Source organism: Ruegeria sp. F11, from assembly GCF_056533855.1.
This window is the reverse complement of sequence record NZ_JBQFOW010000002.1, coordinates 186,885-201,594: the sequence shown is the minus strand read 5'-3', so window position 1 is coordinate 201,594 and position 14,710 is coordinate 186,885. Positions and strand designations below refer to the sequence as shown.

At 61.6% G+C, this 14,710-nt stretch carries 16 protein-coding genes; 7 read left to right on the top strand and 9 right to left on the bottom strand.

Annotated features, from left to right (window positions below; translation table 11 throughout):
• Window positions 1-26: 26 nt before the first annotated feature.
• From gcvP to ACR0NJ_RS03515, 4 genes are all read right to left on the bottom strand, one after another.
• Window positions 27-2,882, bottom strand: a complete 2,856-nt coding sequence (gcvP, locus tag ACR0NJ_RS03530; RefSeq protein WP_480815748.1) for an aminomethyl-transferring glycine dehydrogenase — start codon at window positions 2,880-2,882, stop codon at window positions 27-29.
• 175 nt (window positions 2,883-3,057) lie between these two features.
• On the bottom strand, window positions 3,058-3,423 hold the full coding sequence (gcvH, locus tag ACR0NJ_RS03525; protein ID WP_480815747.1) for a glycine cleavage system protein GcvH: 366 nt from the start codon (window positions 3,421-3,423) through the stop codon (window positions 3,058-3,060).
• Between the two features lie 17 nt (window positions 3,424-3,440).
• Window positions 3,441-4,535, bottom strand: a complete 1,095-nt coding sequence (gene gcvT / locus ACR0NJ_RS03520) for a glycine cleavage system aminomethyltransferase GcvT (RefSeq protein ID WP_480815746.1) — start codon at window positions 4,533-4,535, stop codon at window positions 3,441-3,443.
• A 299-nt stretch (window positions 4,536-4,834) separates the two neighbouring features.
• Window positions 4,835-6,019: a Zn-dependent hydrolase gene (locus ACR0NJ_RS03515; protein WP_480815745.1), complete on the bottom strand. Its 1,185-nt coding sequence runs from the start codon at window positions 6,017-6,019 to the stop codon at window positions 4,835-4,837.
• Between the two features lie 146 nt (window positions 6,020-6,165).
• Here ACR0NJ_RS03515 and ACR0NJ_RS03510 point away from each other — a divergent pair, with 146 nt between their 5' ends.
• From ACR0NJ_RS03510 to ACR0NJ_RS03495, 4 genes are read left to right on the top strand one after another with little or no spacing between them, the layout of a single operon-like run.
• On the top strand, window positions 6,166-6,816 hold the full coding sequence (locus tag ACR0NJ_RS03510) for a histidine phosphatase family protein (protein WP_480815744.1): 651 nt from the start codon (window positions 6,166-6,168) through the stop codon (window positions 6,814-6,816).
• A gap of 10 nt (window positions 6,817-6,826) precedes the next feature.
• Entirely contained in the window at window positions 6,827-7,441 is a 615-nt protein-coding gene (locus tag ACR0NJ_RS03505) for a glutathione S-transferase family protein (RefSeq protein WP_480815743.1), read from the top strand.
• Window positions 7,442-7,457: 16 nt separating this feature from the next.
• The gene (locus ACR0NJ_RS03500) at window positions 7,458-8,513 is read left to right on the top strand and encodes a saccharopine dehydrogenase (RefSeq protein ID WP_480815742.1); all 1,056 of its coding nucleotides are present in this window, start codon (window positions 7,458-7,460) and stop codon (window positions 8,511-8,513) included.
• Between the two features lie 3 nt (window positions 8,514-8,516).
• Window positions 8,517-9,659, top strand: coding sequence for a saccharopine dehydrogenase C-terminal domain-containing protein (locus ACR0NJ_RS03495; RefSeq protein ID WP_480815741.1), 1,143 nt, complete (start codon window positions 8,517-8,519; stop codon window positions 9,657-9,659).
• A 31-nt stretch (window positions 9,660-9,690) separates the two neighbouring features.
• Here ACR0NJ_RS03495 and ACR0NJ_RS03490 read toward each other — a convergent pair whose 3' ends face one another.
• The 5 genes from ACR0NJ_RS03490 to ACR0NJ_RS03470 form a co-directional block, all read right to left on the bottom strand.
• Complete coding sequence (locus ACR0NJ_RS03490; RefSeq protein WP_480815740.1) at window positions 9,691-10,773, bottom strand: tetratricopeptide repeat protein; 1,083 nt, start codon at window positions 10,771-10,773, stop codon at window positions 9,691-9,693.
• A gap of 169 nt (window positions 10,774-10,942) precedes the next feature.
• Window positions 10,943-11,146: a hypothetical protein gene (locus ACR0NJ_RS03485; RefSeq protein WP_480815739.1), complete on the bottom strand. Its 204-nt coding sequence runs from the start codon at window positions 11,144-11,146 to the stop codon at window positions 10,943-10,945.
• Window positions 11,147-11,195: 49 nt separating this feature from the next.
• On the bottom strand, window positions 11,196-11,423 hold the full coding sequence (locus tag ACR0NJ_RS03480; protein WP_480815738.1) for a DUF1127 domain-containing protein: 228 nt from the start codon (window positions 11,421-11,423) through the stop codon (window positions 11,196-11,198).
• 181 nt (window positions 11,424-11,604) lie between these two features.
• On the bottom strand, window positions 11,605-11,922 hold the full coding sequence (locus ACR0NJ_RS03475; RefSeq protein ID WP_480815737.1) for a DUF3775 domain-containing protein: 318 nt from the start codon (window positions 11,920-11,922) through the stop codon (window positions 11,605-11,607).
• 3 nt (window positions 11,923-11,925) lie between these two features.
• A complete protein-coding gene (locus tag ACR0NJ_RS03470; protein WP_480815736.1) occupies window positions 11,926-12,780 on the bottom strand; it encodes a DUF1365 domain-containing protein in 855 nt (284 codons plus the stop codon).
• Window positions 12,781-12,928: 148 nt separating this feature from the next.
• On the opposite strand from ACR0NJ_RS03470, the gene ACR0NJ_RS03465 reads away from it, so the two are divergent.
• The 3 genes from ACR0NJ_RS03465 to ACR0NJ_RS03455 are packed head-to-tail and all read left to right on the top strand — an operon-like array spanning window position 12,929 to window position 14,707.
• Window positions 12,929-13,585, top strand: coding sequence for a sigma-70 family RNA polymerase sigma factor (locus ACR0NJ_RS03465; RefSeq protein WP_480815938.1), 657 nt, complete (start codon window positions 12,929-12,931; stop codon window positions 13,583-13,585).
• Window positions 13,586-13,595: 10 nt separating this feature from the next.
• On the top strand, window positions 13,596-14,246 hold the full coding sequence (locus tag ACR0NJ_RS03460; protein WP_480815735.1) for a ChrR family anti-sigma-E factor: 651 nt from the start codon (window positions 13,596-13,598) through the stop codon (window positions 14,244-14,246).
• A gap of 56 nt (window positions 14,247-14,302) precedes the next feature.
• Window positions 14,303-14,707, top strand: coding sequence for a hypothetical protein (locus tag ACR0NJ_RS03455; protein ID WP_480815734.1), 405 nt, complete (start codon window positions 14,303-14,305; stop codon window positions 14,705-14,707).
• Window positions 14,708-14,710: the final 3 nt, after the last annotated feature.

Sequence of the window (14,710 nt, the reverse complement as noted above, 5' to 3'; positions counted from 1 at the left end):
ACCCCGCGCTTGGCGGGGTTTTTAGATTACTCTGCAGCCTCTTCATATTCCGACATGGGCGGACATGTGCAGACGAGGTTTCGGTCTCCGTACGCGTTGTCGACGCGGTTGACGGGGGACCAGTATTTGTCGACGCCCATGGAACCCGGCGGGAAGCAGGCCTGTTCGCGGGTATAGGGACGGTCCCAGTCGCCGACCAGATCGCGCACCGTATGGGGTGCGTTTTTCAGCGGGTTGTTGTCCGCATCGATCTTGCCGTCGATGATGTCCTGCGCTTCGGCCCGGATCGAGAGCATGGCGTCACAGAAACGGTCCAGCTCGGCCATAGGTTCAGACTCGGTGGGTTCGACCATCAGGGTACCGGCTACTGGCCAGCTCATCGTCGGAGCATGGAAGCCTGAATCGACCAGCCGCTTGGCGACGTCATCGACGGTCACATGCGCCTCGGCGTCCAGCGGGCGGGTGTCGAGGATGCATTCGTGCGCCACCCGGCCCGTTTCGGAGGTGTAGAGGATCGGATAGACATCGGCCAGACGCGCGGCGATGTAGTTGGCGTTCAGGATCGCCACTTTGGTCGCTTGCGTCAGACCCGCGCCACCCATCAGCAGCACATAGGCCCAGCTGACCGGCAGGATCGACGGAGAGCCAAAGGGTGCTGCCGAGACCGGACCCACGGCGGTGCCGTATTCCGGGTGGCCGGGCAGGTGTTCCTCAAGATGCGCCTTGACGCCGATTGGACCCATGCCGGGGCCGCCGCCGCCATGGGGGATGCAGAAGGTCTTGTGCAGGTTCAGGTGGCTGACATCGCCGCCAATGTCACCGGGACGCGACAGGCCGACCATCGCGTTCATGTTGGCCCCGTCGATATAGACCTGACCGCCGTGATCATGAGTGATCTGGCAGACCTCTTGCACGGTGGTCTCGAACACGCCATGGGTCGAGGGGTAGGTGATCATGCAGCCGGCCAGATGGTCGGAGTGCTTTTCGGCCTTGGCGCGGAAGTCGTTCAGGTCGATATTGCCGTTCTCATCCGATTGCACCGGTACAACCTGCCAGCCCACCATCTGCGCCGAGGCCGGGTTGGTCCCGTGCGCCGAGGTCGGGATCAGGCAGACATTGCGGTGCCCTTCGCCGCGGGCGAAGTGATAGTTTCGGATGGTCAGCAGGCCCGCATATTCCCCCTGCGCGCCCGAGTTGGGCTGCTGGCTGATCGCGTCATAGCCGGTGATCTGGCACAGCTTGTCGTTCAGATCGGCAATCATCTCGTGATAGCCCTGCGCCTGATCTTCGGGGCAGAACGGGTGCAGGTTGCCGAATTCGGGCCAAGTGACCGGGATCATCTCGATCGTAGCGTTCAGCTTCATGGTGCAGGACCCCAGCGGGATCATCGCCCGGTCCAGCGCCAGATCGCGATCGGCCAGACGGCGCATATAGCGGGTGATCTCGGCCTCGGCCCGGTTCTTGTGAAAGATCTCGTGGGTCAGATATGCGCTTTCGCGCAGCGCGTAATCCGGCAGGCGGTAGGCCACGTTCGAGCTGTCATCCTTGCGGTCGATGCCAAAGGCCCCCCAGACGGCCTCGATGGTCTCGGGGCGGGTCTGTTCATCCAGGCTGATGCCCACTTTCGTGTCACCCACCTTGCGCAGGTTGACGCCGCGCGCCACGGCGGCCTCCATGACGGTTGTTTGCAGATGGCCGACCTCAACCGTGATGGTGTCGAAGAAGACTTCCGGTTCCACGGCAAAGCCCGCCTCTTCCAACCCGGCGGCCATGCGCGAGGTCTTGCGGTGCACCGATTGCGCGATGGCCTTGATGCCGTCGGGGCCGTGGTACACGGCATACATCGAGGCAATGACGGCCAGCAGCGCCTGCGCGGTGCAGACATTCGAGTTCGCCTTTTCGCGGCGGATATGCTGCTCGCGGGTTTGCAGAGCGAGGCGGTAGGCTTTGTTGCCACGGCTGTCGATGCTGACACCGATGATCCGGCCGGGCATCGCGCGCTTCAGCTTGTCGGTGGTCGCCATGTAAGCGGCGTGGGGCCCGCCATAGCCCATCGGTACGCCAAAGCGTTGGGTCGAGCCGATGGCGATATCCGCGCCCATCTCTCCGGGGGATTTCAGCAGCGCCAGCGACAGGATATCGGCGGCGACAATCGCGATGGCTTTGTGTTCATGCAGCGCCGCAATCTCGGCGGTGAAGTCGCGCACATGGCCGTGGGTGCCGGGGTATTGGAAGATCGCGCCGAAGACAGCGCCTGCTTCCAGTTGGTCGGGATCGCCAACCTGCACGTCGATGCCCAGAGGCTCGGCGCGGGTTTTGATCACCGCGATGGTTTGCGGGTGGCAGTTGCGGTCGACGAAGAAGGCCGCGTTGTTGGCCTTGGACCGGCCACCGCGCTTGGCCATCGCCATGGCTTCGGCGGCGGCGGTGGCTTCGTCCAGCAAGGATGCGTTCGCCACGTCCAGCCCGGTCAGGTCGCTGACCATGGTCTGGAAGTTCAGCAGCGCCTCAAGCCGGCCCTGGCTGATCTCGGGCTGGTAAGGCGTATAGGCGGTGTACCAGGCCGGGTTTTCCAGAATGTTGCGCAGAATCGGTGCGGGCGTGGTGGTGCCGTAGTACCCCTGACCGATCAGCGAGGTCAGAACCTTGTTCTTGCTCGCCACCTCTTTCATGTGGAACAGCGCATCGCGTTCGGTCATCGCCGGGCCCCAGTCCAGCGGATCCTTCTGCCGGATCGCGGGCGGTACGGTGGCGTCAATGAGTTCGTCCAGCGTCTTGAAGCCGATCACCTTGAGCATGTCGCGCATCTCGGTCGGGCTGGGGCCGATATGGCGGCGGTTGGCGAAGTCATAGGCTTCGTAGTCGGTCAGTTTGAAAGCCATCGTTGCGCTCCTCACGGATAGGTCAGACCCGGCGGAGACTGCGGGAGCCTCCGGCGGGGAGTAAGGGCCGTCTTGGAAACTGTCCGGGGGACAGTTTCAGGCCCGAACGGGCGGAGCCCCAAATCAGAAGCCCCGAATGAAGGGTGGATCCCGCGAAGGGGCCCACCGTTTGGGTTTAGCCGATGAACGCCTTGTAGCCGGCCTCGTCCATCAGATCTTCCAGCTGCGACGCGTCGGCGATCTTGATCTTGTAGATCCACGCCTCGCCTTCGGGGTCTTCGTTCAGCGCGCCGGGATTGTCGGCCAGTGTCTCATTGACCTCGATGATCTCTCCATCGACCGGGGCATAGAGCTCCGAGGCCGCCTTGACGGATTCGATCACGCCGATCTCGCCGTCTTTTTCAAACTCGTCGCCCGCTTCCTGCTGCTCGACAAAGACCACATCGCCCAGCTGCTCAGCAGCGTGTTTGGTGATGCCCAGTGTGGCTGTGTCGCCGTCAACGGTCAGCCATTCGTGCTCTTCGGAATAATAGGTTGCCATATGTCTCTCTCCTGACTTCAACGCTTGTAATTCTGGGTTACGAAGGGCAGTGCCACAACCTCAGCCGGTTGCGGCTTGCCCCGGATGATCAGGTCCACCACCTCGCCCGGCGTGCTGTGCGCGGTGGCGACATAGCCCATCGCAACAGGGCCGCCGACGGTGGGGCCGAACCCGCCCGAGGTGATCTGGCCGATTGTCGCGCCATCCGTGTTCTGGATTTCCACGCCTTGCCGCGCAGGCGCGCGCCCCTCGGGCTTGATGCCGACCAGTTTGCGCGCGGGGCCTTCGGCCAGTTCCTTCTGGATGCGCTCGGCCCCCGGAAAGCCACCCTCTTCCTTGCGGCGCTTCTGGATTGCCCAGCCCAAGGAGGCTTCAATCGGCGAGGTGCTCTGGTCGATGTCATTGCCATAGAGGCACAGGCCCGCCTCCAGCCGCAGGCTGTCGCGCGCGCCGAGGCCTGCGGGTTCGCAATCGTCATGCGCCAGGAAGGCCTTGGTGATCTCGATGGCTTTGTCTTCGGGGATGGAAATCTCATAACCATCCTCGCCCGTGTAGCCCAGGCGCGAGATGCGGCATTCCACGCCGTTGATATCCGCCACGGTGGTTTCCATGAATTTCAGGTCCCGCGCAGCCGGGCACAGATCGCCCACAACGTCTTCGGCCTTGGGGCCCTGCACCGCCACCAGCGCGCGGTCGAAAATCTCGGTCACTTCGACGCCGTCCAGATTGGCTTGCATGTGCGGAATGTCTTGATGACGCAGCGCCGCGTTGACCACCACGAAGTAATGATCGCCTGCGTTCGACACGATCAGGTCATCCATTATGCCGCCGTCGGCATTGGTGAAGAAACCGTAGCGCGCCTTGCCCTCTTTCAGGGTCGCATAGGCCTGCGGGCACAGCGCTTCTAGCTTCTCGCCCACATTCTCACCCTGCAGGATCACCTGACCCATATGGCTGACGTCAAACACCGCCGCCTTCTCGCGGCACTGCTTGTGTTCACCCATGATCCCCAAAGGATACTGAACGGGCATCTCCCACCCAGCAAAATCAACCATCTTACCACCCAACTCAACATGCAAGTCGTACAAGGGCGTGCGTCTAACGTCGGTCATGGCGGATACCTTCCTTTGTATCTAATGGTCGGAACGCATACCCGTCAGTCTGACCCAAGCCGCTTAGATTGCAACGATTCAGCCTAAATATTCGGCATTTCACTGTCGCCACGGCAGGCCTGCATACGGGTGTATGCACCAGCAATGTTCCTATAGGAAACTTTTTTCCGTTAGGCAACACTCCTTAAATCGCAGCAGGTCGAGCGCACCAAACCGCCCGAGTCCCACCACGCAGGCCTCGCTTATGCCAATGCAATCTGTTGGGAAATTTGTATTTTCGCTGTGTCTTAACGTGTGGATCAGCCCAGCGACGATACGGCATGATTCAGCGCATGGAGGCCGGTGATCAGGTCCTCTTCGGCCGTATCCTCGGCGAAATTGTGACTGATTCCGTTGATCGAGGGGACAAACAGCATCGCCACCGGCATCAGACGCGAGACATTGGTGGCATCATGCAGCGCGCCCGAGGGCATCGTGCGCCACTTGCCGGGTGCAACCGCCTGCGCGCCGGTTTCCAGCGCGGCGCGTAGGGCGGGGTCCATGCTGACGGGCTCCAGCCCCAGCATCGGGCCGAAACTGAGCGTCAGGCCCATGCCGTCTGCGACCTCTTGCGCGGTGTCGCGGATGATCTGCTCCATCCTCCGCAACCGGTCGCCTTCACCGTCGCGCCACTGCATCGAAAACCGGACGCGGCCCGGCACAATGGACGAGGCGTTGGGATGCAGGTCCACATGTCCGACGGTCCATACGGTCTGGGGCGTCACGACATTCTGGAACCGGGTATTGATCTGAGCGTTGAACAGCGACAGGGCCTGAAACGCATCGCTGCGCAGATGCATCGGCGTGGTTCCGGCGTGGTTCTGCTGGCCTTCGAAGCTGATCACCATGTCCCGGATGCCGACGATATCGGTCACAACGCCGATCACGTCGCCTTCGGTATCCAAGGCGGGGCCCTGTTCGATATGCATCTCGATGAAGCCGGTGAATTGACCGGGATCGACGAAATCCTGCGTCAGGTCCTGCATCGAGGCGCGCGCCGCCGCCAGCGTCATACCCGCATAATCGGTCAGCGTATCGGCCTTGTACAAGGGCAGCCCGCCAGACCAGATCGCGGAGCCCGTGGTGACACCGAACCGGCCTTCTTCGTCCTCAAAGCTGACGACCGATATGGGCCGGTCGCTGGCGCGCGCCACTTCCAGCGCTGCGATCACGCCCAACGCGCCATCCAGCCAGCCGCCCTCGGGCTGGCTGTCGGAATGCGAGCCCATCAGCAGAGACGGTCCTTGCGCCAGACCGAACAGGTTGCCGACCGGGTCGAAATGGGGCTGCAGCCCGGCCTCCTCCATCCGTCCGGCCAGCCAGCGGCGCGCGGCGATATCGGCCTCGGAATAGGCCGGGCGTACCACGCCCTTGCCGACGCCAGACGCCCCGAAGCTGCGCAGCTTGTGCAGATCGGCCAAAAACCGTTTCTCATCAATCGCCATCGCTTACCCCTATTTGCCGGATGTGCAGACCATAGCCGCGACGCGTGGCTGCGCAAGCGCCTTGCGGTGAATATTGACGCGACCGGGCAAACCCCTCTGGCCCCGGCCCGAAACCTGCCCTAAGACTTCGGCCCAAGAGGAACGCCATGTCACATATCACACTGGTCCGTCACGGACAGGCCAACACCGCCGCGCGGGACGAAAACGACTATGACAAGCTCAGCGCGCTGGGGCATCAACAGGCGCGCTGGCTGGGAGCGCATCTGCGCGATACCCAGCGCCACTATACGCGCGTCTATTGCGGCACCCTGCAGCGGCATATCGAAACCGCCGCCAGCATGGGCCTGCCCGATCCGATACAGGACGCAAGACTGAACGAGATCGAGTATTTCAACATCGCCAAACTGTTCGAGGATCAGCATGGCGAGGTTGTGCCCACCGACCGCGAGGGCTTTGTCGAACATCTGCCCAAGACCTTTGCCGCCTGGTCGCGTGGCGAGATCGAAAACACGCCGGAAACCTTCGCTGAATTCGAAACCCGCGTGTCCGAAGCGTTGCGGGACATCGGCACCGAGGGCGGGCCTGCGATCATCGTCACCTCGGGTGGCCTGATCTCGATGGTGGTGCGGCAGGCGATGGGGCTGGACATCCCGTCGATGGCCCGGGTGGCGCTTGCCATCATGAACACGTCGATGCATCGTCTGCACCCGATTGGCCCGCAGCTAAGCCCGGTTCTGTTCAACGCGGTGCCCCATCTGGAGGCACCCGACCGGCAGTTCGCCCAAACCCACCTGTAAGGAGGCCTTGATGCAGCTCTATTATGCCCCCCGCACGATCTCGGTCGCCGTGGCGATAGCGCTGGAAGAGGCCGGGCTGGACTATGAGGCCATCAAGCTGGACTTCGCCGGCGGCGAACAGACTCAGCCCGCCTATAGGCAGATCAACCCCAAGGGCCGGGTTCCAGCACTGGTGGTGGACGGGGGAATCCTTACCGAAACCGGCGCGCTGCTGGATTACATCGCAACACTTGCCCCGCAGGCCGGGCTGGTGCCCGATGATCCGGTGATGGCGGCGCGGATGCGCGAGGTTATGTATTACCTCGCCTCGACCATGCATGTGAACCACGCCCACAGGCTGCGCGGGCACCGCTGGGCGGACAAGGAAGCCAGTTGGCAGGACATGGCCGGAAAAGTGACCGAGACGATGACTGGCTCCTGCCGCTATATCGTATCCAACGGCTTGCGCGGACCATTTGTGCTGGGTCAGGCGTTCTCGCTGGCCGATGCCTATCTCTATGTGGCGTGCAGTTGGCTGGAAGGCGATGGCGTCGATGTCTCGGCCTTCCCCAAGATCATCGCCTTCCGCGACGCGATGGAGGCGCGGCCTTCCGTTCAGGCGGTGCGCGCCGCCGGAATGCTCTGACATAAAGGGAAAACACATGACACATCTCTGGGTCCGGGCCGAACAGCGCCAGAACGAGGAACGGGTCGGGCTGACCCCCGAAGGGGCCGCCGCGCTGCTCGCGGCGGGTCTGCGCGTGACGGTCGAAGAAAGTTCCGTCCGCGCCATTCCGATAAACGGCTACCAAGACGTGGGCTGTGAGATTGCCGCTGAGAATAGCTGGCCCGAGGCCCCGCTGGACGCGATCATTTTCGGCCTCAAGGAACTGCCCGAGGATGGTACGCCGCTACCCCATCGCCACATCATGTTCGGCCATGCGTTCAAGGGCCAGCATTCGGGCCGCGCGCTGCTGCAGCGGTTCAAGGCCGGGGGCGGCACGCTTTATGATCTGGAATATCTGGTGGACGAAGATGGCCGCCGTGTCGCCGCCTTTGGCTATTGGGCCGGGTATGCGGGGGCTGCGGTAACGCTTAAGACATGGGCCGCGCAGCAGCGGGGCGCGCAATGCCCCCCGGTTGGCGTTTATCCCAGTCAGGACGCGCTGAATGCGGAACTTCGGGCCGAACTTGACGCCACCGGCGCAGACCGCCCCACCGCCATCGTCATCGGAGCCCTGGGCCGCGTCGGCACGGGGGCCGCCGATCTGTGTCAGGCGATGGGCGTTGACGTCACCAAATGGGACATGGCCGAAACCGCCAGCGGCGGGCCGTTTCCCGAAATCCTGACCCACAATCTGTTCCTCAACTGCATCTTCGCCCGTCCCGGCACCCCCGTCTTTGTCCCGCGCGCGGCTTTGACCGCCCCGCGCACCCTGACCGCCATCGGCGACGTGGCCTGCGACCCGGACAGCGATTACAACCCGGTGCCGATCTATGACCGCGCAACCACATGGGACGCCCCCGCCCTGCGTGTGGCGACTGATCCGGTGATGGATGTCATGGCCATTGACAACCTGCCCTCGATGCTGCCGGTCGAAAGTTCGCAGGACTATGCCGCGCAACTGCTGCCGTCTTTGCTGACCCTGACCGATCCGGGCAGCGGCGTCTGGGGCCGGGCCGAGGCAACCTACAACACCCATATGAGAGGGATCTGAGCGATGACGATTCACTGGTGCGGCACCGGACTGTCCGCCATCCCCGGCCTGCGCCGCCTGATCGAGGGCGGGCACAAAGTCACCGTCTGGAACCGGACCATCGACAAGGCCCGCGCCGAGGTCGGAGACCTGACCGATGACATCCGCGCCTTCGACATCGACGCGCTTGGCGCGGTGCTGGGAAAAGGCGATGTCATCGTCTCGATGCTGCCCGGCGACTGGCATGTGCCCTTGGCGGACCTTGCGATCTCGAAACAAGCCAATTTCGTCTCGTCCTCCTACATCGCCCCTGAGATGCGCGCGCTGGACGATGCCGCGCGCGCGGCTGGCGTGGCGCTGGTCAATGAGGTCGGGCTGGACCCTGGCATAGATCACCTGATGGCTCATGCGCTGGTCGCGGATTACCGCGCCTCGGACGCGTTCGACGCGCAAAACCACCTAAGCTTCATCTCGTATTGCGGCGGCATCCCCAAGAACCCCAACCCGTTCCGCTACAAATTCAGCTGGTCCCCGCTGGGCGTGCTCAAGGCGCTGCGCTCGCCATCGAAATCCATCCGCGACTACGCCCCGCTGGACGTCGCCCGCCCGTGGGACGCGATCACCAGCTACACCGCACCGCTGCCCACCCCGGAAAGCTTCGAGGTCTACCCCAACCGCGATTCCCTGCCCTTCATGTCCGAATACCAGTTCGAGGATCACTGGACCGTCAAGGAATTCGTCCGCGGCACCCTGCGCCTGAACGGCTGGGCCGACGCATGGTCGGATGTGTTCACCGAGATTGAGACCCTTTCGGGACCAGAAGGCGATGCCCGCCTGAAAGAGATGTCGGACCAGTTCTGGGCCGAGAACGCCTATGACGAGGGCGAGCCCGACCGCGTGGTCCTGTGCGTGGGCCTAAAGGCCGAGCGCGACGGCATCCCCGTCTGGCACAAAACCTATGTCATGGACGCCTGGGGCGACGCGCGCGGCACCGCGATGGCGCGTCTGGTGTCGGTGCCGGTGTCACTGGCGGTCGTGGCCGTCCTGAACCGCGCCATCCCCGCAGGCGTCCACGCCGCCCCCAGCGATCCTAAACTGGTGCAGGAGTGGATGGGCGAGATCGACAGGCTGGCGCAGCATTTGCAGGTGGTGGATCATACGGTCTGATCAGTGCGTCGCCTCTGTAAACGGGGCGGCGCTACTGGTTCAACGCAGCATGTGCCAGATCGAGAAGGTTTGCGCGGACTTGCGGGGTATAGAGACGCTTGTTCGAATAGGTCTGTGCATCCCTGTCGGCCAGAGCTGCAGGACGAAGAAGTTCACCATTCAAGACGCAAGCGAAGACACGATCCCCGACAATGAACTTCTCTGCGAATTCAGATGGAAAGGTCCATGCCACGTCGTAAGTTGGTCCGATTTGCAGGAATCGCAGGTCGTCAAGGATCTGTACCTCGCCTCGGTCAAAGTAGTCATTTAGTGACCCAAACCCTTCTTCAGGCACGAACGTGTCGACAAATTTTGGATAAAGTTCACCCAATCGCGTAACCGCATCTTCACAACTAAGCTCGGAATAATCGCCGCGCTGGGCCGGAAAAAGCGGCGGACAATCCATGCCCGCGATAGAACACGCCCCAAAGAAGTTTCTAAGTGTTTCAGCATGGTTCAAATCTTCCAGCAAAGCTGCTTTGAAAACATCCGCTGCCACGTCATATTGCTCCACATCCAACAGCAATTCACCCAGCAGTCGCGCCATCCAAACACGGTTTTCCTCGTCAGTTGACTGATACTTCTCCACCAGTCCTGCGAGGAAAACCTTAGCCTCCTCCTGCCGATCAAGCGCTTTAAGAAGATAGAAACGCTGCCGGATCGTATATTCCGACGACGGGCAAAGCTCGTTGGCTTTCTCTATCGCATCAAACGCCGCCTGTGTCTGGTCAAGTTCGTCCAGAACATCGCTCTGCCATTGCCAAACGCGACAATAATCGGGATTGGCGAGTGCGGCTTGTTCGAAATCAGCCAGCGCCGTCGCGAAATCCTCGAGCTTCACATGCGCCCGCCCGCGGAACCGGTGGATCGCCGACAGGTCCTCTGAACTGTGGCCAGAGACCGCCAAAAGTTCCGTACAGTCGCGGATGGCGGCTTCGGGATCGGCCTCGGGTCGACCACAACCGGGGATCAATTCGGCAATCTCCGCTTTTCGCTGCTGCTGATGATACAAAAGACCAGCCGTGGCCAATATCAGAACCGCCGCCAGCAGCCTTACAATACGCGCTTGTTTCAATGTCTGCCCAATTCGCTCAATTCAACCTTTGGGCACATTACGTCTCATGGATTCGCGCGCATCTCAAGGCGATCAACCAAGAAAAAAGCCATCCCAGATTTGCTGGAATGGCTTTCATTGCTCTGCCTTGGGCATCTTCGCCTCATCCTTGGTTTCCCATTGCGGGGTTTCAGGAATATCGCTGGATCGTATCCTCGATATCGCTGCGGTTTATGCCCAGTTCGGCCAGTTGGGTGTCGCTCAGGCCGTCCAGATACTGGGCGGCGCGGACGATGTCCGAGCTGATGGCGCGGATGCGCATCGCGCGGTCAAACAGCAGCAGGGCGCTTGCGGTCGGGGCAGGCGCGTTGGCGGGTGGGATCACGTCAAACATGTCAGGAACCTCACGTTGAATGTTGGGTCAGGTCGCGTTGGGCGCCCGGTCACTGCTGGTAGGGTTTGTCGTGGTAGACGCTGTCATAGGCGCGCTGTTTGATCTCGTCCCGCGCCACACCGATATCCATCAGTTGCTGGTCGCTGAGCTGCTCCAGATCCCGCACGGTTTTGGAATAAATCCGACGACGAAAATGCTCGACCTTGGTGTCGGCATATCTGGCGAAAAGACCGTCAAAAAGACCGGTACGGGCTTCTGCTGTATGTGTATAGGCCATGTCTTTCTCCTCCGAAACTTGGTTGCGCTGTCGTTCTGACATTCAATAAAGGAACCCCGTCTTAACGAGACCAAAGCGGCTCATTAAGGTTTCTTAAGGTTCCAGTTCCGGAGAAAGCGCGGGCTGACCTTGCCGCTTCGGCAGGGTCAAAGATTTGCAGATGTCCTGCGGGCCTTGGCCCTTACATCAGATCGTTTTCGACATCCTCGGCCGAAATCCCAAGCGCATCCAGACCGTTTTCCAGATGGTCCGACAGATGCGGCGTGCCGATCAGATAGTCGGCGCAGGGGGTCGAGGCCTCGGACTTGGCGGTGGCGATGGCCTCGGCCAGATCTTCCGCGAAAAAGCTTTCGCGCCCGATCCACATGATGGCAACCAGTTCGGCCTGCTGATCCTCGCCCATACGGTCGATGAAAGCACGCAGTTCGCCCTCGGCCCGGTTCAGTTCGCGGCCCATCATGGCAACCTGGGCGACTTTTCTTGCCGAAATTTCCAACATGTTTCAGCTCCTCGTATTCGCGGTTCTGAGGTTATCTGAACCATCCTCAGGCGGCAGAGTCTTTGATCTTACGCAAACCGGCGCAGGCAATGTGCGCACCCGCGACACGGGGTGGTCTGGCACCGGGGCCTTGCGGAACGGGCGGAAGGTGGCTTTTTTGACCCAAAGTTTCAGCGCTTGCCAGACGATCAGCGCGAACGTCCGGCGGGCCCCGAACGGGCGGCGCAGCAGCGACCACAGGATTACGCGGTTGGTCAAAGGCTGGCGTGGCCCGGTCAGCGTGGCGATCAGGCCGCCCTTGTCGCGGCCATAGTCGATCCAGACGCCAACGCGGTCGAGGCGGAAATCGAAGCGAAACGTGTACTCGCCCTCGATCTTCTGGAACGGAGAGACATGCATCAGCTTGTCGGCCACCACCCGGTCCGAAGGTCCGATGGCTGCAAAACCGGGTTTGTGGCACAGATAGCTGTGGCGGGTGCCGTAGGTGTTGGTGACCTCGGCCACCACGGTGTAAAGCTGATCGTCCTTGTCGAAACAGAACCAGAAACTGACCGGGTTGAACACATGGCCCAGCACGCGCGGTTGGGTCAGCAGCAGAATACGGGCGGGCTGGGTGACGCCCATTTCGTCAAACCGCGCGCGCAGCCATGCGGCCCCGCGGCCCTGTCCGGGTTCGCCGCCATGATCGCGGGTGCGCCAGTTGGTGATGTTTGCCCGGTCGATGGAAAACAGCGCAGGCGTTGCCGGGTCGGCCTCGGGGTCCAGCAGGATATAGTCGACGGAATAGCGAAACGCGTTCTCAATCGCGCCCTTGCGTCCGTGATAGGTGTGACCCGCGACATGGTCGATATGCTTCATTCCGCCGAACTTCCCGCTGCGCCGTAAACTGTTCAAACGGCGATCTTTTCCGCAAACCAATCTACACAATGATACGAAAATTAGCGCGGATTGGATTTATTTGTCCCGACAAAGTGATCCGGCTTGGGTCGGCCCGCGTAAAGTGGTTATGTTTACCGAGATCGACTCCGTGACCTTGGACGAACCTGCGGCTGAACGTGCCGCCCCTCAGCCTTGGCGCGCACAGAAACGCATCAAGGGAAAGCCGGTGAACGGAACGAAACACAGTTGCGGCACCAGAACCGAGTGGGTGGACCATGTCAGGCGCATCCGGGACGCGCAGGATCAGGCGGCCTTTGCCGAGCTGTTCCAGCACTTCGCGCCGCGTATCAAGGCGTTCCTGATCAAATCGGGATCAGACGCCACGATGGCCGAAGAATGCGCGCAAGAGGTGATGGCGACCTTGTGGCACAAGGCCCATCTGTTCGATCCGGCACGGGCAACGGTGGCCACATGGGTGTTCACCATCGCTCGGAACAAGCGCATCGACGTCCTGCGCAAGCAACGCCGCCCCGAGCCCGAAGAACTGGGCTGGGGCCCCGAGGCAGAGCCGGAACAGGACGACGTGATCGCGCTGCAACAGGAAACCGCGCAGCTGCGCAGCGCCATTCTGGCCCTGCCCGAGGCGCAGAGAGAACTGATCGAGAAGGCGTATTTCGGGGATCTGAGTCACCGGGAAATCGCGTCTGAAACCGGGCTGCCGCTGGGGACGATCAAATCACGAATACGGCTGGCGCTGGACCGCTTGCGCCATGCGATGAACTGAGATGACGGATATGAGCGAGACGATCAAACATCACCTGACGGACGACCTGCTGATGGCCTATGCTGCGGGCAGCCTGCCCGAGGCGTTCGACCTGATGGTCGCCACCCACCTGTCGCTGTGCGACCACTGCCGCGCGCGGGCGGAAAGCTTTGACGCCGTGGGTGGCCACGTTCTGGAAGAACAGGCCGATACCGTCGATATGAGCGACACGTCTTTGGCGGCCACGATGGCCCTGATCGCGCAGGGCGCACCGACCCCCAAACCCGCGCGCCCGGGCTGCACTGTCTTGCCGACCCCACTGCAGGATTATGTGGGCGGAACCGTCGAGGATATCCGCTGGAAACCCATCGGCATGGGCGTGAAACAGGCGATCCTGCCGACCTCGAAAGAGGCGACGGCGCGGTTGCTTTTGATCCCCGCCGGCGTCGCTGTGCCTGATCACAGCCACAACGGCACGGAACTGACGATGGTTCTGCAGGGCGCGTTCTCGGATGAGGTCGATCACTTCGCCCGCGGCGATGTCGAAATTGCCGATGAAGACCTGCATCACACACCCACGGCGGATATGTCGGGCGATTGCATCTGTCTGGCCGTCACCGACGCGCCGCTGAAATTCAACAAACTGATGCCGCGCCTGTTCCAGCCCTTTCTGCGAATCTGACGGGCTCGCAGGCTTTGTGATATGCTGATTCGCGGTTTGGAACGGAGGGCAAGGCAATGATCAAAGCACTGGTGTATTCATTGGTACTGACCGGAGTCGCGACCATGGCCTCCGCGCAAATGTCGGCCGACGTGAAGTTCGAGGCCGGAAATTTCGGAACAATGGTGAGCGGGACAATCACCGGAGATGAATATTTCGACTATAAACTTGGAGCCGACGCTGGTCAGGAAATGTTCGCCGAGCTTAAGGTCAGCGACACCAACGGCAATGGTGTGATCTATTTTAACATCCTGCCACCCGGCAGCGATGGCGAAGCGATCTATATCGGCTCTATCAACGGCAACACCGCCCGCATCGACCTGCCCGAGGACGGGGACTATACCATCCGCGTTTACCTGATGGGCAATGACCGCGATACCGGCAAGACGGTCGGCTACAACCTGGATCTGTCGATTCAGTAGTCT

Coding starts and splice junctions, on each gene's coding strand:
- gcvP (WP_480815748.1), bottom strand. CDS start 2,882: ATGGCTTTCAAACTGACCGACTACGAAGCCTATGACTTCGCCAACCGC.
- gcvH (WP_480815747.1), bottom strand. CDS start 3,423: ATGGCAACCTATTATTCCGAAGAGCACGAATGGCTGACCGTTGACGGC.
- gcvT (WP_480815746.1), bottom strand. CDS start 4,535: ATGACCGACGTTAGACGCACGCCCTTGTACGACTTGCATGTTGAGTTG.
- ACR0NJ_RS03515 (WP_480815745.1), bottom strand. CDS start 6,019: ATGGCGATTGATGAGAAACGGTTTTTGGCCGATCTGCACAAGCTGCGC.
- ACR0NJ_RS03510 (WP_480815744.1), top strand. CDS start 6,166: ATGTCACATATCACACTGGTCCGTCACGGACAGGCCAACACCGCCGCG.
- ACR0NJ_RS03505 (WP_480815743.1), top strand. CDS start 6,827: ATGCAGCTCTATTATGCCCCCCGCACGATCTCGGTCGCCGTGGCGATA.
- ACR0NJ_RS03500 (WP_480815742.1), top strand. CDS start 7,458: ATGACACATCTCTGGGTCCGGGCCGAACAGCGCCAGAACGAGGAACGG.
- ACR0NJ_RS03495 (WP_480815741.1), top strand. CDS start 8,517: ATGACGATTCACTGGTGCGGCACCGGACTGTCCGCCATCCCCGGCCTG.
- ACR0NJ_RS03485 (WP_480815739.1), bottom strand. CDS start 11,146: ATGTTTGACGTGATCCCACCCGCCAACGCGCCTGCCCCGACCGCAAGC.
- ACR0NJ_RS03480 (WP_480815738.1), bottom strand. CDS start 11,423: ATGGCCTATACACATACAGCAGAAGCCCGTACCGGTCTTTTTGACGGT.
- ACR0NJ_RS03475 (WP_480815737.1), bottom strand. CDS start 11,922: ATGTTGGAAATTTCGGCAAGAAAAGTCGCCCAGGTTGCCATGATGGGC.
- ACR0NJ_RS03470 (WP_480815736.1), bottom strand. CDS start 12,780: ATGAAGCATATCGACCATGTCGCGGGTCACACCTATCACGGACGCAAG.
- ACR0NJ_RS03465 (WP_480815938.1), top strand. CDS start 12,929: ATGTTTACCGAGATCGACTCCGTGACCTTGGACGAACCTGCGGCTGAA.
- ACR0NJ_RS03460 (WP_480815735.1), top strand. CDS start 13,596: ATGAGCGAGACGATCAAACATCACCTGACGGACGACCTGCTGATGGCC.
- ACR0NJ_RS03455 (WP_480815734.1), top strand. CDS start 14,303: ATGATCAAAGCACTGGTGTATTCATTGGTACTGACCGGAGTCGCGACC.